Consider the following 19,009-nt stretch of genomic DNA (forward strand, 5'->3'; position numbering starts at 1 on the left):
GAGCTATTCACCGCAGGAAGCTCCGGTGATGGCTAATGTTCGTGCATGCGAATCAGAGGTCTGGCACTGGCCATGCTCGCCGTCGTCCTGGCTGCGTGCGGGGGAGCGCCCAAGTCCGACAAACCCCAGAACCTCGCTCAAGGGTCGCAGGTCGCGGGGACCGTGCCGGACGACATCAAGATCACCGGCGATGCGTCCGCGTCGGTGAACAAGCTCGCGATCTCGGCGATCGCCGACCTGCAGAAGTACTGGGCCGAGGAATACCCGAAGCTCTACGGCAGCGACTACAAGCCGGTGTCGGGCGGCTTCTACGCGGTGGTCCCGTCGTCGATGAAACTCCCGCCGTGTGTGTCAGACGCCGACGAAATCCGCGGCAATGCGTTCTATTGCCCGTCCAAAGACGTGGTGGCGTGGGACTCCGAGAACCTGCTGCCCGACTTGCAGTCCAGATTCGGCGATTTCGTCATCCCGATCGTGCTGGCCCACGAGTGGGGACACGCCATTCAGGACCGGTCCAATTTCACCGCGCGCACGGTCACCAAGGAATTGCAGGCCGACTGCTTCGCCGGCGGCTGGGCCAAGCACGCCAAGGACGCGGGCGTCTACAAGGTCAACGCCGCCGACATGGACAATGCCCTCGCCGGCATCTTGGAACTGCGCGACTCTCCGGGTAGCAGCAAGATCGACCCATCGGCGCACGGTAGCGGCTTCGACCGGGTCAGCGCCTTCCAGGACGGCTTCGACAACGGCCCCACCGCCTGCAAGGCGTACCGCGACGACGACCCTGTGGTTCTCGAGCTGCCCTTCCAGACCGCTGAGGACGAGGCCTCCGGCGGTGAACTGTCGTACGACTCGATTGTCAACGACGTGCCCTACGACATCGAGGACTACTGGGCGCACGTCTATCCCGAACTCACCGACGGTGAGGCGTGGGTGCCGGTGAAGGGCCTGGAGCCGTTCGACCCGTCCAACCCGCCGATGTGTGGCAACACCCGCGCCGAGGGCTATGCGCTGTTCTATTGCGTCCCAGACGATTACATCGGCTGGGACAACGAGTCGATGCGCGCCGTGTACAACAAGGGCCACGACTACGCGGTCGCGACATTGATCGCGACGCAGTTCGGACTGGCTGCGATGACCCGGGCCAACGACAAGTCCGACGACAAGACCCAGTCGCTGCGCGGCGACTGCTTTGCGGGGGCCTACACCGCCAGCGTGCTGCTGCAGAATCGGAAGGACACCAGCAGTTTCGGGATCTCGCCTGGCGACCTCGATGAGGCCATCACCGCGCTTCTGGTGTTCCGCGGCGATGGCGATGTCGAACGTCAGGGCGCCGGCTTCGAACGGATCCGGCACTTCCGCACCGGCGTACTCGACGGCGCGGGTGCCTGCCTGAAGGACTGAGCGGTCCAGCCAACAGCCGAGATCTACCTCATGGTCGTGGTTCCGCCTCATTCACGACCATGGCGTCGATCTCGCGCCGTTGGCCGTCGACGCTGAGTCGGCATGTCTCAGTGAACAGATCCGCGATCTTGTCGTGCGCGCCGGTCATCGGGCAAGCTCGGTGATCGTGGCGGGCACCGACAAACTGGTTCTGGGTGCGAGCGGTTTCCTCGGCTCGCATGTGACGCGGCAGCTGGTCGACCGCGGCGACAACGTCCGGGTGATGCTGCGCCGCAGCAGCTCGACCCGCGGCATCGACGACCTGCCCGTGCAGCGTTTCTACGGCGACATCTTCGACGACACAGCGCTGAAGGAAGCGATGGACGGCTGCGACGTCGTCTACTACTGCGTCGTCGACACCCGGGCCAACCTGCGCGACCCCGCACCCTTGTACCGCACCAACGTCGAGGGGCTGCGTCATGTCCTCGACGCCGCGGTGAATGCCGATCTACGAAAGTTCGTGTTCACCAGCACGATCGGCACCATCGGGCTGGGGGACGGCGGAGTCGTCAACGAGGACACCCCGTTCAACTGGGGCAGCAAGGCCGGCGGTTACATCGGCTCACGCGTCGCGGCCGAGAAGCTGGTGCTGGACTACTGCCGCGACAAGGCGCTGCCCGCCGTCGCGCTGTGCGTGTCCAACACCTACGGCGCCGGAGACTGGCAGCCCACCCCGCACGGGTCGCTGGTGGCCGCCGCCGCTGCCGGCAAGTTGCCCTTCTACATGGACGGAATGGCAACCGAGGTCGTCGGCATCACCGACGCCGCCCGCGCGCTGCTGCTGGCCGCCGACCACGGCCGGGTGGGGGAGCGCTACATCATCTCCGAGCGTTATCTGCCCTACCGGGAGCTATACGAGACGGCGGCGCGCGCCGCCGGTCGGCCGGCGCCACGGTGGGGCATTCCCAAGCCGGTGATGAAGGCGGTCGGGGTCCTCGGCGGGGTCGCCGCCGCGCTAACCCGTCGTGACCTGCCGTTGAATCCCACGACCGTACGGCTGATGGGCATCATGGCGCCGATGGACCACAGCAAGGCGGTCCGCGAACTGGGCTGGCAGCCGCGCGACGTCCACGAGTCGATCCGGGAGGCGGTCGAGTTCTTCGATCGCCGTCGACGCGAGCGTCAGGGTCGCTGAGAAAGCGCTCGGGTTTGCCGACGGGTGACTACGCTCGTGACGTGCGTGCGGCCCGGCTGATCCACGGATCACGTGACGGGGCCGCATGATCGCTTCGAGAGTGCGCGACCGGATCGGATTCGGCGCCGGCTTGTTCGGCTGGGTCGCATTGCCCTACCTCGCCGGTTCGGTGTTGTCCTGGCAGACTTTCGGAGGCGGGATCGGGCCCGCGTTCTTCCCGGCGGCCGGCGTGACGGTCGCGGCCATGCTGCTGACCAAGCGGACCATGTGGCCGGTGATCGTGGCCGCGATCGTCATCGCGGAGCTTGCCGTCGACCTTCGCTACGGCGCCGGTTGGCAGACGTCGGTGGGGTTCGCGGTGGCCAACTCGGTGGAGCCACTTGTCGGCGCCTCGTTGGTACTGGCCTGGTGCAAGGGGCCGCCGGACCTCCGTAAACGCGAGGACCTGGCCCGGTTCGTGGCCGGAGCCATGATGCTGGGCCCCCTCGTCGGCGGTGTGATCGGCGGGGTGACCACTGCGCTGCGCGACCAAGTCGACTGGCCGATGGCGATAGTGCACTGGTGGGCCGGTGACGCCGTCGGCGTCCTGCTGATCGGCGCGCCGATCCTGTTGTGGCCGTTACAGTCCCACATCCTGCGGTCGCGGATGCTGGAGACGATGGCCGTCCTGACCGGGATGGCGGTTCTGACGGTGGTGTCGTTCCGGCTCGAGCTTCCGCCCGCATTGTTCCTGCTGCCCGTGATGGCCTGGGCGGCGTTGCGGCTCGACATGCTCGGGGCGGCGCTGTGTGGCGGGGCGCTGACCTTCACCGCCAACGGCATGGCCAACGCCGGATACACGACGTTCGAGAACCTCGACCTGCACCGCCCTGGTCAGCTGGCCATCGCCCAGGCATTCATCGCCGTCGTCGTCCTGGTCGCGATGCTGACCGCCCAGGAGGCCGCGGGCCGGGTCACCGCGGTCCAGCAACGCCAGGCCGAACGACGCGAGCGAGAGCGCCTGGAGACGCTGGCCAACCTCGGCCAGATGCTCTCCGGTGCGCTGACGCAGAACCAGATCGGTGACGCCGTTCTCTCACAAGTGATCAACGAGGCGGGCGCACAGGCACTCGCGGTGGCGCTCCTCAACGACGACGGCACCGCTCTCGATTGGCTGGCGATGGGCGGTTACCCCGACTTTGCGGCCTACCAGTTCCACGACAGTGTGGCGCTGGGCGAGCCGACCGCGGCCACCGACGCGGTCCGCACGGGGCAGCCGGTGATCATCCGAACGGTCGCCGAGTATCGCCGGCGCTACCCGGCCAATGCCAAGTGGATGGTCGCCAGCGGCGGCGCGGCTGTGGTGAGTTGGCCGTTGACGGCGGGCGGCAAAGCCATTGGCGCACTGGTGTTGGCGTGGGCCGACACCCAGCCGCTGGACACCGCGCAACTCGCCTACACCTCCGCGGTGGCCACCATGATTGCGCAGGCACTCGTGCGCGCGCGGATCTACGCCGACGAACACGCTCGCGCAGCGGTCTTGCAGGCTGCGGTGCTGCCGACCAGCCCGGCCCCGATCGACGGGGTGGAAGTCGGGGTGAGCTACGAACCCGCCGATCTGGTGCAAGGTCTCGGCGGTGACTGGTACGACGCGCTCGAATTGCCGCATGGCCGAACATATCTCGCGGTCGGCGACGTGGTGGGCCACGGCCTTCCCGCCGTGGAGGACATGGCGCAACTGCGCAGCGCGGGGCGAGCACTGGCCCTGCAGGGTCTGCCCCCGGCCCAATTGCTGGTGGCGCTCAACGCGTTCACCCGCCACGCCAGCAACGGCAAGTTCGCGACAATGGGTGTGGCAGTGCTGGATCCGGCGTCGTCCACCTTGAGCTACGCCTCGGCCGGTCATCCGCCGCCGCTGCTGCGGCGCGCGTCGACCGGCACGGTCATCCGGCTGTCCGGGGCGCACGGCCCGGTGCTTGGCCCGATCGCGCGCGCCTCCTACAGCGAAGGCAATGTCGAGGTCGTCGAAGGGGACATTTTCGTCATGTACACCGATGGGCTCATCGAGCGGCGTGGTCAGGACATCGAATCCGGAATGCAGCGCGTGGAGCAGTACGTCGCGGACTGGAGCGGTGACGAGGCGCTGCCGTCGGCCTGCCGGGAACTCACCCAGACGGTGGCGCCGCCTCCGCGTAACGACGATGTCTGCGTGGTCGCGGTGCGGTTCGGAACCAGCTTGGGGGACAACGACTCCCAGGGAACTACTCTCTCGTGACGAACATCGACGACCGGGCCGCCGAAGTTCCCGGAACGCTTGACACCACGGCGGTGGCTGCGCTGAGCGCCTGGGTGCGCGGGCAGGGCATCGGCTCGGGCGTCAGCGATGTCGAACCACTGGCGGGCGGCACCCAGAACGTGGTGGTGCGACTGCGCGTCGACGGCCGTCCGCTCGTACTGCGCCGGCCGCCGCCGCATCCGCGGCCCAACAGCAACCGCACCATGCAGCGCGAGATCGCGGTGCTGCAGACATTGGCCGGCAGCGCGGTACCGCATCCCGAATTCGTGGCCGGCTGCGACGACCTCGACGTGCTGGGTGTCGTCTTCTATGTGATGGAGGATGTCGACGGGTTCAACCCGGCGACCGAGGTGGCGTCGGCGTACGTCGCCGATCCGCGGCTGCGGCACCAGGTCGGCCTCAACTACGCGGCCGACCTCGCTCGCCTGAGCGCAGCGCCGTGGCAGGGCCGCCCACTGCAGCAGCTGCACCGGCCGGGATCCTTTCTGGCGCGCCAGGTTCCGAACTTCCTCAAGTTGCTCGACAGTTATCGGCACGACAGTTATCAGCCGGAGGCGCTCGAGGTACGGCGGCTGGCGGACTGGCTCGATGAGCACCGGCCGCCCGACGGTGAGCCGGGCATCATGCACGGCGACGCGCATCTCAACAACGTTCTGCTGCGTCGCGATGTGCCCGAGGTCGCGGCGTTCGTGGACTGGGAGATGTGCACCATCGGCGATCCGCTGCTCGACCTCGGGTGGATTTTGGTCTGCTGGCCCGATGATCCCGACCCGATCAACGCTGGCCGGGAGCTGGCCGCACTGGGTGGGCTGCCGTCGCGCACCGAACTTGTCACCGCCTACGCCGACGCCGGCGGCCGGCCCACCCACCATCTGGACTGGTACATCGCGATGGCGTGCTTCAAACTGGCGATCGTCATCGAGGGGACATACTCGCGGTATCTGGCCGGGCAGGCGCATCGCGAAGCCGGTGAGCGCCTACATGATTCGGCGAGCCGGCTGATCGGCCTCGGCGTGCGGGTCGCGGCGGGGGAGAACCCCTTCGTCTAACGGCCGGGCTGACCGCCCTGTCCGCAGGTGCACTGCTGGGTGGGCGGTACGTCACGCATGACCTGGTCGACGTGCTCGCCACAACCCGCCCAGGTGGTCTTGTGGCAGTTCGGACATTCAACGGGGTAACACATATCCAACTCCTTCTGGTCGGCAGATTAAGCGTCGGCCTTGGTCCTACGGGCGGCAATCGTCGCACGAACCTTGGCCATGTCGAGCGCCTTGACCTTGGTGATCAATTCCTCGAGGGCTTGCGGCGGCATTGCCCCGGGCTGGCTGTAGACGAGGACCCCCTCCCGAAAAGCCATGACTGTCGGAATCGATTGAATCTGCAGGGCGGCGGCCAATTCCTGCTCGGCCTGCGTGTCGACCTTGGCGTGAACGACGTCGGGGTGCGCTTGGGCGGACTTGTCGAAGACCGGACCGAACGCGCGGCACGGGCCGCACCAGGCCGCCCAGAAGTCGACGATGACCACCGTGTTGTTGGTGATCGTCGACTCGAAATCGTCGAGCGAGAGATTGACGGTCGTCATGGTTCGGGTTCCTTTGTCTCGTTGGTCAGACGGCCTGTCGGACGGCCGTGCATTGCCAAGAACATACCCCATGGGGTATATATTCCGGTAGAGGGAAATACCCCCTGGGGTACTACAGAGAGGCTGACATGACAACGTCACCAATGATGGTCACTGCGGCGGCGCTGCGGGGTCAGCTGGGTTCCGTCAACCCGCCGCGGGTGGTCGACGTGAGAACGCCCGGCGAGTTCCAGGCCGTCCACATCGGCGGCGCCTATAACGTGCCATTGGATCTGCTGCGCGAACATCGCGACGAAATTCGCGGCCGTCTCGACGAGCATGTCGTCCTGGTCTGCCGTTCGGGCCAGCGCGCGGTGCAGGCCGAACAGGCGCTGCGTTCAGCCGGACTGGTGAACCTACACATCCTCGACGGTGGGATGAATGCCTGGGAGGCAGCTGGTTTCGACGTCAACCGCGGCACGCCGCGGTGGGAGTTGGAACGGCAGGTCCGGTTTCTGGCCGGGATCATCGTGGCGCTCAGCGTCCTGGCCGGAGCGTTCGTTCCCGGGGCGCAGTGGGTGGCTTTCGTGATGGGGATCGGGCTGGCCGGCGCGGCCGCGACCAATACCTGCCTCATGGGCATGATGCTAGCCAGGCTGCCGTACAACCGGGGACCGAAGTGCGACGCCGACGAGATCGTGCGTCAGCTCGTACCGTCGCCACCGCGGTAGTAACTCGGTTGCATCGCCGGGCCGCCGAGGTCTAGCCTGGCGTCCATGCATCGTGCGCTTGCCGTAGTAGCCACCCGCAGCGGGGTCTGATCCAGACCGACCCCCCGCTGTGGGTCGCAAACTACGACGTCGGTCAGCCTCCTTTGAGCGAAAAGACCGATTCGCATGACCAGCACGATTTCCCAACCTTTACCCCGTTTCTGCGCTCCGTTGCCCGTTGAGCTGCGTGAACATGCCGAAGCCATGCCGTGGAGCGACTTCACCGCCACCTTCAGCGCCACCGACGGCCCCGTGCAGCTGTGGGCGTGGGAATGCGATGACCGTGCCGCCCGGCTCGGCCCGCAACCGCGCCGATTCTGCGCGACGCTCGCGATCGGCGACCGCATCGAGAGCGCGACCGCGCACGCCAGCGGGCCGGTCGCGGCGCTCACTGCGATGCTTTACGAGCGCGGGATCGGCGTCGAGATGACCCGCTTCCACCAACTGGCATCCGGGCCGCACACCGCGACGTTCGTGCAGGGCAGTGACGGGTGTCGCCGGGAATGGGCGATGGGTTGGTCCGAGGACGCCACCCAGTCGGCGCTGCGCGCCGTCATTGAATCGCACTGGTTCTGCCGGAGGCTCGAACTATTGGATTCCGACCAGGGGTTGGGCGGTCCGTTTCGGAGCATAGAACGCGGCTTCGAACTCGGCGGGGGTAGGTCGCCGAGGTAGCCGTGGAGTCGGCGGTTGTTGTGCCAGTGCACCCAACCCAGGGTGGCCAGCTCGACGTCCTCGACGGTCTTCCACGGACCGGTGCGGGCCGGCCCGTAGATCAGCTCGGACTTGTAGTAGCCGTTGACCGTCTCGGCCAAAGCGTTGTCGAAGCTGTCACCGACGGTCCCGATGGAGGGTGCTGCGCCGATCTCTGCCAAGCGTTCGCCGTACCGAATCGAGGTGAACTGAGACCCGGCATCGGAGTGACATCGCAAGCCCGACAACGTGTTTCCACGCGACCAGCGGGCCATCTCGATCGCATCGAGGACCATGGTGGTCCGCATGTGCGACGCGACCCGCCACCCCACGATCATCCGACTGAACACGTCGGTGATGAAGCAGACATACCCCACCCCGGCCCACGTCGGTACGAATGTCAGATCCGTCACCCAGAGTTGATTCGGCGCGGAGGCGGTGAACTTACGCTTCACCAGATCGGGATGCCGCGGTGTAGCCGGGTCGGGCTTGGTGGTGCGGACCCGCTTGCCGCGACGCACCCCCTCGATGCCTGAGGCCCGCATCAGCCGTCCGACCTGATCACGACCGACGTCGTGACCGGCCCGCCGAGCCGCCTTCCACAGCTTGCGCACGCCGTAGACCCGGTAGTTGTCCTCCCAGAGCGTCACCAGGGCTGGCCTCATCTCGGTGTCGCGACGCTCCCGCGCCGACGGCCGCCGCGTCTTGGTGTCGTAGTAGGTGCTCGGAGCCATCGTCACCCCTGCGCTACGCAGGACGGTGATGATGGGCTCGACCCCGAACTCCTCGCGGTGAGCATCGACGAAGTCGACTATTTCTTGTGTTGGCGGTCGAGCTCCGCGCCGAAGAAACTCGCTGCCCGCTTCAGAATCTCATTGGCGCGCTTGAGTTCTCGGTTCTCCTGCTCGAGCTGCTTGACCCTTGCCGACTCCTCGGTGGACACCCCCGGAGCATAACCGTCGTCGATGTCGGCCTGGCGCACCCAAGAGCGCACCGACTCCACCCCATACCCCAGCTGGCGAGCAACACGCGACACCGTGCCCTGCTCGGCCCCCAGCTCGGACCGCAAGGTACGCACCATGCGCACCGCCGCGGCCTTCTCCTCAGAGCTGTAACGACGGCTGGTCGGCTTCTTTCCCGATGACGGTTCCGTGGGCATACCTGCATCCTCGTTTCCAAGGTCAGGAGCCTCCGGGATTTCCAGTGCGATTCACATCGCCTGCGCCAACCGCCTGCTTTCCTGACGCCCAAACTCACGATTCGCAGGGAAAGTGCGACTTGAGTTCAAGGGGTGGTTGCAACACTTCATAGTTTGGGGTGTTGATGGCTGGTCAGCTGTGGTTGTTGTGTGTGCAGCGTCGGTTTTGGGAGTTGATCGCTGAGGGAGCGTCCACCACCGATGCTGCTGATGGCGCGGGTGTGTCGCGGGGAACTGGCGAGCGTTGGTTTCGCACAGTTGGTGGTGTGAACCCACGAATCGCTCAACCGCAGGGTCACGTCCCGTGGGGTGGTGTAAGAGCGGTCGCGTGTTCGCGTGAGGCTCTGCGGTAGTCACTATGCCGTGAGTGCTGCTGTGGCGGCAACTGTTTCGGCGTTGTCCTCGCTGCTGGTGTTGAGCAGGGCCAGGGTGGTTTCGGAGAGGTAGCGCTTGTCGGCGACCTGCCATTCATCGTGGGCCTCGACCAGGACCGAGCCGGCCAGACGTAGCAGTGCGGCGGGGTTGGGGAAGACACCGACGACGTCGGTGCGGCGTTTGATCTCCTTGTTGAGCCGTTCCAGGGGGTTGGTCGACCAGATCTTCTTCCAGTGCGGCACAGGGAAATCGGCGAACGCGGTGATGTCCTCGGCGGCCTGGCGCAGCATCGTCTCGACCTTGGGGAACTGGCGGCCGAGCATGCCGGCGATGGTGTCGAGCTGGTCACGGACATGCTCGGCGTCGGGCTGGGCGAAGATCGTGCGGATCGCTGCGGCCACCATCTCCGCCGATCCCTTGGGCACCTGGGCCAGCAGGTTGCGCAGGAAATGCACCCGACATCTCTGCCAGGCCGATCCGATCAGGACCGCCTCGATCGCCGAGCGCAGGCCGGCGTGGGCATCGGAGATTACCAACTGCACCCCGGCCAGGCCGCGGGACTTCAGCGACCGCAAGAACGCCGTCCAGAACGCGCCGTCCTCGCTGTCGCCGACCTCAAAGCCCAGCACTTCGCGCCGTCCGTCGGCGGCCACCCCGGTGGCGATGACCACCGCCTGGGAGACCACCCGGTGATTGACCCGGGCCTTGCAGTAAGTGGCATCGAGGAACACATACGGGAAGCGCTGCTCGCCCAGTGGCCGGTCTCGGAAGGCGCCGACCTCGGTGTCAAGGTCTTTGCAGATTCGGGATACCTCGCTTTTGGAGATCCCGGTATCGGCGCCCAGCGCCTTGATCAGATCGTCGACCTTGCGGGTGGAGGTGCCGTGCAGGTAGGCCTCCATCACCACCGCGAACAGGCACTGATCGACCCGGCGGCGGCGCTCCAACAAAGCGGGGAAGAACGATCCCGAGCGCAGCTTGGGGATGCGTAACTCCAGATCCCCGGCCGTCGTGGACAGCGTGCGCAGCCGTGAGCCGTTGCGCTGGTTGGTGCGGGTCTCGGTGCGCTCGTGAGGCTCGGCGCCGATGTACGCGCTCAACTCCGCCTCGATCAGCGCCTGATAGATCGTCTCCGCAGCTTGCTTGATCCGCTCCCCGGCATCGGCGGTGCGCAGTGCATCAAGCACCTCCAACAAGGCAGACTGGTCCAGGGCCATCGCGATGTTCCTCTCGGTAGTGATCCTTGGTCGTTTCACCACAGAGACTCACGCGATGGCCCTCTTACGTCAGCACCGACACGCCGCCACTACTTACACCACCCCCAGAGACGTGAACTCGGCGTACTCGGCGCGCGTCGCTCAGAGGCGCAGTGAACAGCGTGCGCGCCGACCCAAGACGGGAAAGTTGGGGCGCTGTGCGGTGCTGCGCACCGAGGTGCAAGCGTTGTTGGTCAAGAGGTACAGCCCGGCACAGATCGCTGGGATCTTGGCCGCGACCTATCCCGACCGTCCGGAGATGCAGGTGTCTCACGAAACCATCTACAAAGCGCTCTACGTGCAGGGACGCGGTGAGTTGCGACGTGAGTTGACCGCTTGTCTGCGCACTGGACGGGCATTGCGCAAGCCTCGCGCGCGAGCCGGGGCGCACAAGGGCAAGGGCCGCATTCCAGGCATGGTCAACATCAGTGAGCGGGACGCCGAGGCCCAGGACCGTGCGGTGCCCGGCCACTGGGAAGGCGACCTGATCATCGGCAAGAATCAGGCCTCCCAGATCGGCACCCTGGTTGAACGGTCCACCGGATACGTGCGTCTGCTGCACCTGCCCGACACCCGCAGCGCCGATGTCGTCGCCGAGGCCATGATCGCCGCGATCACCGAGCTGCCCGCGACATTGCGGCGCACCGTGACCTGGGACCAAGGCCACGAGATGGCTCAACACGCCCGCATCAGCATCGAGGCCGGCATCGATGTCTACTTCTGCGATCCCCATTCACCCTGGCAGCGCGGAAGCAACGAGAACACCAACGGTCTACTGAGGCAATACTTCCCGAAGGGCACCGACCTCTCGGTGAACTCCGCCGAACACCTCGCCTACGTCGCCGACGAACTCAACGGACGCCCCCGCAAACGCTTCAACTGGGACAACCCCACCAACCGCCTCAACGCGCTACTGTCAGCCGCGACAGAATCCACTGTTGCAACCAAACCTTGAATCCACCCGAGTAAATCCCTGCAATTCGTCGATCTCGGCGTCAGTGCAGCGGACGCAGCACGATCGGCATGCCATCCATGGGCACCGGCATGCCGCCGTAGTCCTGGCGCGGCTCGTAGCCCGGGCGGGGCAGCTCGAGCCGGTAGCGGCGCAGCAGTCGATGCATGATCGTCTTGATCTCCAGCTGGCCGAACACCATGCCGATGCACTTGTGGGCGCCACCGCCGAACGGGGTGAAGCCATAGCGGTGCTTCTTGTGCTCGTTGCGCGGCTCGGCGAAGCGGGCCGGGTCGAACGTGTACGGGTCGGGGTAGATCTCCTCGAGCCGGTGGGTCATACCCGGGTAGTAGATGACGTTGGTGTCCTTGGGCAGGTAGTAGCCGAGCAGCTCGGTGTCGCGCACGGTCCGGCGCATCGCCCACTGCACGGGTGAGACGAGGCGGATCGACTCGTTCATCACCAAGTCGAGCGATTCCAGCTTCTCCAGCGCTTCGATATCGAGCGGGCCGTCGCCGAGCCGGTCGGACTCGTCGCGGCAGCGCTCCTGCCACTCGGGGTTGGCGGCCAGGTAGTACGACATCGTCGTCGCCGTGGACGTCGAGGTGTCGTGGGCGGCCATCATCAGGAAGATCATGTGGTTGACGATGTCTTCGTCGGAGAACTTGTTGCCGTCCTCGTCCTCGGTCTGGCACAGCACCGACAACAGATCCGAGCCGTTGGAGCCGCGCTTCTCCTTCACCCGCTCCTCGAAGTAGTTCTCGAGGTACTCGCGGGCCTTCAGGCCACGCCACCAGGTGAACGGCGGGATGCCGGTGCGGATGATCGCGTTGCCGGCCCGGGTGGTGACGGTGAACGCCTTGTTGACCTTGGTCACCAGCTCGCGGTCGGTGCCCGGCTCGTGGCCCATGAACACCATCGAGGCGATGTCGAGGGTGAGCTCCTTCATCGCCGGGTAGAGCAGGAAGCGCGGGTCGTTTGTGACCCAGTCGTTGGCGACGACCTGCGAGACGACCTTGTCGACCTGCTCGGTGTAGCCGACCAGCCGGGTCCGGGTGAACGCCTCCTGCATGATCCGGCGGTGGAACATGTGTTCCTCGAAGTCCATCAGCATCAGGCCGCGGTTGAAAAACGCCCCGATCATCGGGGTCCAGCCCTGCTGCGAGTAGTCCTTGTTGCGGTTGGAGTAGATCGCCTGCCCGGCATCGGGGCCCAGCGCGGCCACTGTCGGGATGATCGGTGAATCGAGCAGCATGACCGGGCCGTGTTTGCGGTACTTCTGCAGCCAGAAGTCGGGGCCGCCCCGGAACATCTCGACCATATGGCCGATGATCGGCAGGCCGGCGTCGCCCATCACCGCTTTGAGATCGCTGCCGGCGGGCGGCTGAGCCATCTCGTGCTGCGGCCAGTCCCGGGCATTCAGCCGCTTCTCCAGTAGGCCCATGCCGGGCAGCGTCAGCATCGGTGACGTCGTGACGCGGCGCTTCGCCTGGTCCAGTACGTACTGCGGGGTGCTGATCGTGGCCATCGACGCTCCTTGAAAACAGGCATCTGTGCCGGCCGCGGTGTGGCCGGCACCACAGGATCACTCCATCCTCGCCAACTTTCTTGACGCATGTCAAGTTTCACTTCGGCCCCGGCGTGGTGCAAGGTATTTGGGTGACCGCGCAGCAAGAGCCCGTCGAGGCGCCTCGTCGTCGCGGCGACAAGCAGCGCCACGCGATCGTCCAAGCCGTCCGTGAGCTGCTCGAAGAGAAGCCCTTCGCCGAGCTGTCCGTCAGCACGATCAGCGACCGGGCCGGTGTGGCCCGCTCGGGGTTCTACTTCTACTTCGACTCCAAGTACGCCGTGCTGGCCCATATCGTCGGTGCGGCCGCCCACGAGCTCGAGGAACTCACGCAGTCGTTCGCCCCGCGCGGACCGCAGGAGTCGCCGACGGCATTCGCCGAACGCATGGTGCGCAGTGCCGCTGCCGTCTACGCCCACAACGACCCGGTGATGTCGGCCTGCAATGCCGCGCGCCACACCGACGCCGAGATCCGCGAGATCCTCGACGCCTACAACGAGGCCGTCGTCGACCAGATCGTCCCGATCGTCGAGGCCGAGCTGCGCAACCGCACCGCATCCCCGATCAGTGATGACATCCGCGGACTGGTCCGAACCCTCGCGGCGACAACGGCTTTCACGCTGTCCGGTGACTCCGCGTTCGTCGGTCCCGAGCGGAAGATGGACGAGGCGGTGCTCATCCTGGAAAAGCTGTGGCTGCACGCGCTGTGGGGCGGACAGGTCGGCGAGTAGATCGATGGCTGACGGCTTCGCGGGCAAGAGGGTTTTCATCACGGGCGCGGCCAGCGGTATCGGGCGTGCCACCGCGCTGCGGCTGGCGCGCGAGGGTGCCGAGTTGTATCTCACCGACGTCAACGCCGAGGGTTTGGAGCAGACCGTCGCCGACGCCCGCGCGCTCGGCGCCGAGGTGCCCGAGCATCGCGCCTTGGACATCTCCGATTACGACGCGGTCGCCGGATTCGCCGCCGACATCCACACCCGACATCCCGCGATGGACATCGTGATGAACATCGCCGGGATCTCGGCGTGGGGGACCGTTGATCAGCTGACCCACCGGCATTGGCGCTCGATGATCGAGGTCAACCTGATGGGCCCGATCCACGTCATCGAAACCTTGTTGCCTCCGATAGTGGCCGCAGGCCGAGGTGGCCAGCTGGTCAATGTTTCCTCAGCCGCCGGCCTGGTCGCGCTGCCATGGCATGCCGCTTACAGCGCGAGTAAGTATGGGCTGCGCGGACTTTCGGAGGTATTGCGCTTCGACCTCGCCCGCCACGACATCGGCGTCTCGCTGGTGGTGCCCGGCGCGGTGGACACCCCGTTGGTGCAGACCGTCCAGATCGCCGGTGTGGATCGCGACCACCCGAAGGTGCAGAAGTGGGTCAAGCGGTTTGGCGGGCACGCGGTGTCGCCGGAGAAGGTCGCCGACGCGATTCTGGCCGGCGTCACCAAGAACCGTTTCCTGATCTACACCTCGCCGGACATCCGCGCGCTCTATGCGTTCAAACGGCTGGCGTGGTGGCCGTACAGCGTGGCGATGACCCGGGTCAACGTCTTCTTCACCCGGGTGCTGCGCCCGCGCGGGGCTGTTTCCCGCCCCGACTAAACCGGCGCCAGCTCCAGACGCACCCCGAGCAGACGCACCGGGCGGTCGAGCTCGAAGAGGTCGAACACCCGCAGTGCCGCCGCCGTGATCAGCTCGCCGTCGACGCTCGGCTCGTCGAGTTTGCGGATCTTGGTCCGCGTGTAGAACGTGTTGGTGCGCACCGTGACTGCCACGCGGGTGACGATGCGTGACTGCGCGACGACATCGGCGAGAGCCTGCTGCGCGAGGTCGACGATCGCGGCGTCCATCTCCGCGCGTTCGGTCAGGTCTCGCGGAAATGTGATGACATGGCTGCGGGAGCGTGGAATCCATGGCTCGGCGCTGACCGTCGTGTCCCCGCCGCCCTTGGCCAGCAGCAGAAGCCACAGTCCGGTACGCGGACCGAAGGTGGCGGTCAGCAGCTCGGCGTCGGTGTGGGCGAGCTCGCGGACCGTCGTGACACCCAGGCCGGCAAGCTTTTTCGCGGTCTTGGGACCGACTCCCCACAAGGCGTCGACCGGGCGGGCGCCCATCTGCTCCATCCAGTTGGCATCGGTGAGCGTGTAGACACCGTCGGGCTTGCCGAAGCCGGTGGCGACTTTGGCGCGCTGCTTGTTGTCGCTGATCCCCACCGAGCAGACCAGGCCGGTCTCGGCGGCGATCACCGTGCGGATCCGCTCGGCCAGCTCGACCGGGTCTTCGACGTGGGCCCCGACGTACGCCTCGTCCCAGCCCCACACCTCGACCGGATGGCCGAGGTCCCGTAGTAATCCCATCACTTGGTCGGAGGCCGCGTCGTAGGCCGGCGGGTCGGACGGCAGGAACGTCGCGTCGGGGCACTTGCGCGCCGCGCTGCGCAACGGCATCCCGGCGTGCACGCCGAAGCTGCGGGCCTCATACGATGCGCACGTCACGACCTTGCGTGACTCCGTGGGATCGCCACTGCCACCGACGATTACCGGCAGACCGACGAGTTCGGGGTGGCGGCGCAGCTCGACGGAAGCCAGGAACTGGTCGAGGTCGACATGCAGCACCCAGTCGCGGGCTGTTGGTGCGGTCACGTCCCGCACAGCTTGCGCGCGACGCTCTCCCAGGCGTCGCCCAAGCTGTCCAGGGTGTGGCCGCGCTCGTGGAGCTGACGGGTGACGTAGTCGGCATCCAGCAGCGCCAGCAGTGCGTCGGCCTGTGCGTCTAGATCCCCGGAGCTGCCCGCGGCATCCAGCAAGACGCGAACGTGGGTGTGCATCACGGCGAATGGTGCGCTGTAGCGCGAGTCGGGATCGCGGTTGGCGTCGAGAAGCAGGTCGCGGTGGGTCTGGACAAAACGCAGGCGTTCGCGGCCGAAGGCCAGAAGTCGTTGCAGGGGAGGCGCTTCCGGACCCAGCGGCGCCGGCCCGAACAGGAACGCCTGCTGGATGGCGCGCTCGTCCTCGTCGAGCAGGACCATCATCAGCCCGGCGCGACTGCCGAAGCGACGGAACAAGGTGCCCTTGCCGACGCCGGCTGCGGCGGCGATGTCATCCATGGAGACCGCGTCGGCACCGCGTTCGGCGATCAGGGTGCGGGCGGCGTCGAGCAGGAGCAGTCGATTGCGGGCGGCATCGCCTCGTTCTTGCGGCGCGGAAACGGACAGCTCATTGGCCCCGTAGATCGCACTCACTCCCACACTTTAGCTCAGCGGGAAATAAACCGGACCATGGTCCGTTTCTGTCATGCGAGGATCGCATACGACTGAGAGGATTGCGGACATGGCGGATATCAACGTGCTGGCGCTGGTAGGCAGCTTGCGGGCGGCCTCGGTCAATCGCCAGCTCGCCGAGCTCGCGGCGGAGTCGGCTCCCGACGGCGTCACGGTCACCGTCTATGAGGGGCTGGGCGACCTACCCCACTACAACGAGGACATCGACACCGACGACGCGCACCCGGCGGTGGCGGCGCTGCGCGCGGCAGCGGCGCAGGCCGATGCGGCACTGGTGGTGACCCCGGAATACAACGGCTCGATCCCGGGCGTGTTGAAGAACGCCATCGACTGGCTGTCACGGCCCTGGGGTAACGGCGCGCTGAAGGACAAGCCGCTGGCCGTCATCGGGTCGGCGCTGGGCCAGTACGGCGGTGTGTGGGCGCACGACGAGACGCGCAAGTCGTTCGGGATCGCCGGCCCCCGTGTCGTGGAGTCGCTGAAGCTGTCGGTGCCGTCCAAGACCTTCGACGGCAAGCATCCGCGGGAGAACGCCGAGGTGTCCGCCGCCGTGCGCGACGTGGTCGGCAAGCTCGCCGCCGAGGTGAGCTGACCGCAGTTCAGGGCGCGATGACGAGGTCCGCGATCAGACCGTGACGGCTGCTGTCAGTCCGGGTGCGGGGTGGTGCTGAAGACCGGCCAACAGATCTCCGTAGCGGTAAACGTCGTCGGCTGTGCAGGCGTGCTGCCGATGTAGTGCTCACGGATTGGCCCCTGGTCGCTGATCATGCGTTCGTTGACGTATGTGCCCAGCGCAGCGTAACTACGGTCGATGCCGTCGTCGTGACCGCCGCGGTGTGTGAGAACCGCGTATTCGGCTGCAGGCAGGACCTCTGCGCTGATGCCATCCGGAGGGTCGGTGGATTGCGGCGCCGGGACGAACAGGGTTGCGGTGCCCTGTGATTCGAGGAACAGGGCTCGGTCGTAGAGTCCGCCCGGCACGACCGCGCGATCGGCGCCCGCTGCCGCAGTCACCGCGTCGCGCAGCGTCGTCAACGCCGCCCCGAACCAGGTGTCGATCTCCGCGGTCTCGATGGTGGCGCCGATGGACCACACGGCGAGCGCTCGTTCACGGCGCACCTCCACGTGGGTGGGCACGCGCACCGGGGAGAGCAGTTCGCGCAGCGCGCCGACCGTGTCACGGGTCTGCTGCAGCTGCTCCTCCATCTGTGCGAGATGGCTTGTGATGATCTCGCTGCGCGCCGCGGCGTCCTCGGTGCTCAACAACGCCTTGATGTCCGGGATGGACATGCCGAGGGATCGGAACCGTCGGATGATGTGCGCGTGATCGACCTGGCTGGTGTCGTAGTAGCGGTAGCCGGTGTGGGAGTCGATGTGGGCCGGCTCGAGGATGCCGATGTCGTGGTAGTGCCGTAGCGCCTTGCGGCTCAAGCTCGTCATCACCGCGAAGTCTCCGATCGAGACCTGAGCGCCCATGCCGTCCTCCTCTGCGTTGCACCGCCCGTGCGATGGGACACGGCCATCCTGAAGCCTCTCCCAGGGGGAAGGTCAACATCGGGGCGCGTCTCCGAAGGTTCGTCCGCCCGGGGTTGACCTTCCCCTTACGGCAACGTCCACCGTGGGGTCATGACCAACACAGACTGGGATGCAGCCAAGTAGGAACGCCGCCCCGGCTGCGCGGGTAGCGGCGTGCGCGCTGGGCGGAGCCGCGTCGGATGCCGGCGAGATTGCGGAGGGCGCCACCCGCTGGCCACGCGACGGGGAACGGCGGAGCCCGACACTTCCGCGCTCAGCCCGGCGGATTGTGTACTGCTCGGCGAGCGGGTCACCGGCTGAGCGACTCCACGTGATTCCCGGGTTGCTGTATGGGCGTGCTGCGAGGCCGGATGCGCAGGCGATGTCGGTACCCGGTGGTACACCTAGGCACATGTGGTGGCATCCGGCGTGTTGTGACATGCGACACGCCGTGCTGGGGAGGCGCGAAGGGCTTACGACCAGGGAATTTCAAAATTGTTATTCAGAACATGTTGTATCTCTTCTCGCTGTCGGACACTAGGTGTAGTGTTCGACAGGCCGACAGACCAGAAAGTCACAGGTCCGCCGGATCGCCGGAACCGAAGCTGAGATGTCGGTCCGAGCGGCTCCGCCGGTCAGGAATTTCAGGGTCCGACAGCTCGCTGAAAGTTCATGAGTGCCCGCGCACAGCCAGTCTTGCTGAGTCCATCTCTATGTTTCGCTGAGGAGCCATTCGCAGATGACCATCACCGTGTACACCAAGCCCGCCTGCGTGCAGTGCAACATGACCTACAAGGCCCTGGACAAGACGGGTCTGACCTATGACGTCGTCGACATCAGCGAGGACGCCGAGGCCCGCGATTACGTGATGTCCATGGGTTACCTGCAGGCGCCGGTCGTCGTTGCCGGCGGTGAGCACTGGTCCGGCTTCCGGCCGGACCGGATCAAGGCTCTCGCCGGTACCGCACTGAGCGCTTAGCGGCCCGGGC

Annotated in this window: 16 protein-coding genes, 3 pseudogenes and 1 other annotated feature; of the genes and pseudogenes, 11 read left to right on the forward strand and 8 right to left on the reverse strand. The window is 66.4% G+C overall.

Features of this window, described 5'->3' with window-relative positions:
- Positions 1-45: 45 nt before the first annotated feature.
- The 4 genes from K0O64_RS09140 to K0O64_RS09155 all read left to right on the forward strand — a co-directional run bounded on the left by K0O64_RS09140 (position 46) and on the right by K0O64_RS09155 (position 5,902).
- The gene (locus tag K0O64_RS09140) at positions 46-1,404 is read left to right on the forward strand and encodes a neutral zinc metallopeptidase (RefSeq protein ID WP_164520041.1); all 1,359 of its coding nucleotides are present in this window, start codon (positions 46-48) and stop codon (positions 1,402-1,404) included.
- A gap of 166 nt (positions 1,405-1,570) precedes the next feature.
- Positions 1,571-2,578: an NAD-dependent epimerase/dehydratase family protein gene (locus K0O64_RS09145; protein WP_096312765.1), complete on the forward strand. Its 1,008-nt coding sequence runs from the start codon at positions 1,571-1,573 to the stop codon at positions 2,576-2,578.
- An 85-nt stretch (positions 2,579-2,663) separates the two neighbouring features.
- The gene (locus tag K0O64_RS09150) at positions 2,664-4,832 is read left to right on the forward strand and encodes a SpoIIE family protein phosphatase (protein WP_096310890.1); all 2,169 of its coding nucleotides are present in this window, start codon (positions 2,664-2,666) and stop codon (positions 4,830-4,832) included.
- Positions 4,833-4,837: 5 nt separating this feature from the next.
- The gene (locus K0O64_RS09155; RefSeq protein WP_096312766.1) at positions 4,838-5,902 is read left to right on the forward strand and encodes a phosphotransferase family protein; all 1,065 of its coding nucleotides are present in this window, start codon (positions 4,838-4,840) and stop codon (positions 5,900-5,902) included.
- On the opposite strand, the gene K0O64_RS30420 is transcribed toward K0O64_RS09155, so the two are convergent.
- Entirely contained in the window at positions 5,899-6,036 is a 138-nt protein-coding gene (locus K0O64_RS30420; RefSeq protein WP_240179598.1) for a DUF8730 family Cys-rich protein, read from the reverse strand. The genes K0O64_RS09155 and K0O64_RS30420 overlap by 4 nt on opposite strands.
- A 24-nt stretch (positions 6,037-6,060) precedes the next feature.
- The gene (trxA, locus tag K0O64_RS09160) at positions 6,061-6,435 is read right to left on the reverse strand and encodes a thioredoxin (RefSeq protein ID WP_096310891.1); all 375 of its coding nucleotides are present in this window, start codon (positions 6,433-6,435) and stop codon (positions 6,061-6,063) included.
- 128 nt (positions 6,436-6,563) lie between these two features.
- On the opposite strand from trxA, the gene K0O64_RS09165 reads away from it, so the two are divergent.
- Both K0O64_RS09165 and K0O64_RS29860 read left to right on the forward strand, forming a co-directional pair.
- Positions 6,564-7,145 (forward strand): rhodanese-like domain-containing protein, encoded by a 582-nt coding sequence (locus K0O64_RS09165; RefSeq protein ID WP_096310892.1) that lies wholly within the window; start codon positions 6,564-6,566, stop codon positions 7,143-7,145.
- Positions 7,146-7,310: 165 nt separating this feature from the next.
- A pseudogene (locus K0O64_RS29860) lies at positions 7,311-7,742 on the forward strand (homocitrate synthase); the annotation flags it as partial.
- 30 nt (positions 7,743-7,772) lie between these two features.
- On the opposite strand, the pseudogene K0O64_RS09170 reads toward K0O64_RS29860, so the two are convergent.
- Together K0O64_RS09170 and K0O64_RS09175 are read right to left on the reverse strand one after the other, a co-directional pair.
- Positions 7,773-9,036, reverse strand: a pseudogene (locus K0O64_RS09170) (IS3 family transposase).
- Positions 8,603-8,734, reverse strand: a sequence feature (AL1L pseudoknot). Its footprint overlaps the pseudogene before it by 132 nt.
- 395 nt (positions 9,037-9,431) lie before the next feature.
- Complete coding sequence (locus K0O64_RS09175; RefSeq protein WP_071942680.1) at positions 9,432-10,667, reverse strand: IS256 family transposase; 1,236 nt, start codon at positions 10,665-10,667, stop codon at positions 9,432-9,434.
- Positions 10,668-10,791: 124 nt separating this feature from the next.
- Between K0O64_RS09175 and K0O64_RS09180 the strand changes: the two are divergent.
- Positions 10,792-11,661: pseudogene (locus tag K0O64_RS09180) on the forward strand (IS30 family transposase); the annotation flags it as partial.
- A gap of 40 nt (positions 11,662-11,701) precedes the next feature.
- On the opposite strand, the gene K0O64_RS09185 reads toward K0O64_RS09180, so the two are convergent.
- Positions 11,702-13,186 (reverse strand): cytochrome P450, encoded by a 1,485-nt coding sequence (locus tag K0O64_RS09185; protein WP_096310894.1) that lies wholly within the window; start codon positions 13,184-13,186, stop codon positions 11,702-11,704.
- 131 nt (positions 13,187-13,317) lie between these two features.
- Between K0O64_RS09185 and K0O64_RS09190 the strand changes: the two genes are divergently transcribed.
- Positions 13,318-13,956: a TetR/AcrR family transcriptional regulator gene (locus K0O64_RS09190; RefSeq protein WP_096310895.1), complete on the forward strand. Its 639-nt coding sequence runs from the start codon at positions 13,318-13,320 to the stop codon at positions 13,954-13,956.
- A 4-nt stretch (positions 13,957-13,960) separates the two neighbouring features.
- On the forward strand, positions 13,961-14,827 hold the full coding sequence (locus K0O64_RS09195; protein ID WP_096310896.1) for an SDR family oxidoreductase: 867 nt from the start codon (positions 13,961-13,963) through the stop codon (positions 14,825-14,827).
- Here the strand turns inward: K0O64_RS09195 and K0O64_RS09200 are convergent.
- A complete protein-coding gene (locus K0O64_RS09200; RefSeq protein ID WP_096312767.1) occupies positions 14,824-15,867 on the reverse strand; it encodes a DNA polymerase IV in 1,044 nt (347 codons plus the stop codon). The genes K0O64_RS09195 and K0O64_RS09200 overlap by 4 nt on opposite strands.
- Positions 15,864-16,472, reverse strand: coding sequence for a TetR/AcrR family transcriptional regulator (locus K0O64_RS09205; RefSeq protein ID WP_164520042.1), 609 nt, complete (start codon positions 16,470-16,472; stop codon positions 15,864-15,866). Before K0O64_RS09205 ends, K0O64_RS09200 begins: the two co-directional genes overlap by 4 nt.
- Positions 16,473-16,554: 82 nt before the next feature.
- Here K0O64_RS09205 and K0O64_RS09210 point away from each other — a divergent pair, with 82 nt between their 5' ends.
- A complete protein-coding gene (locus K0O64_RS09210) occupies positions 16,555-17,097 on the forward strand; it encodes an NADPH-dependent FMN reductase (protein ID WP_096310897.1) in 543 nt (180 codons plus the stop codon).
- Positions 17,098-17,150: 53 nt separating this feature from the next.
- Here K0O64_RS09210 and K0O64_RS09215 read toward each other — a convergent pair whose 3' ends face one another.
- Entirely contained in the window at positions 17,151-17,981 is an 831-nt protein-coding gene (locus K0O64_RS09215; protein ID WP_096310898.1) for a MerR family transcriptional regulator, read from the reverse strand.
- A gap of 778 nt (positions 17,982-18,759) precedes the next feature.
- Between K0O64_RS09215 and K0O64_RS09220 the strand changes: the two genes are divergently transcribed.
- Positions 18,760-18,999 (forward strand): redoxin NrdH, encoded by a 240-nt coding sequence (locus K0O64_RS09220; RefSeq protein ID WP_071946603.1) that lies wholly within the window; start codon positions 18,760-18,762, stop codon positions 18,997-18,999.
- Positions 19,000-19,009: the final 10 nt, after the last annotated feature.

Origin of the sequence: Mycolicibacterium pallens, assembly GCF_019456675.1 — a bacterium.
Taxonomy (GTDB): domain Bacteria; phylum Actinomycetota; class Actinomycetes; order Mycobacteriales; family Mycobacteriaceae; genus Mycobacterium; species Mycobacterium crocinum.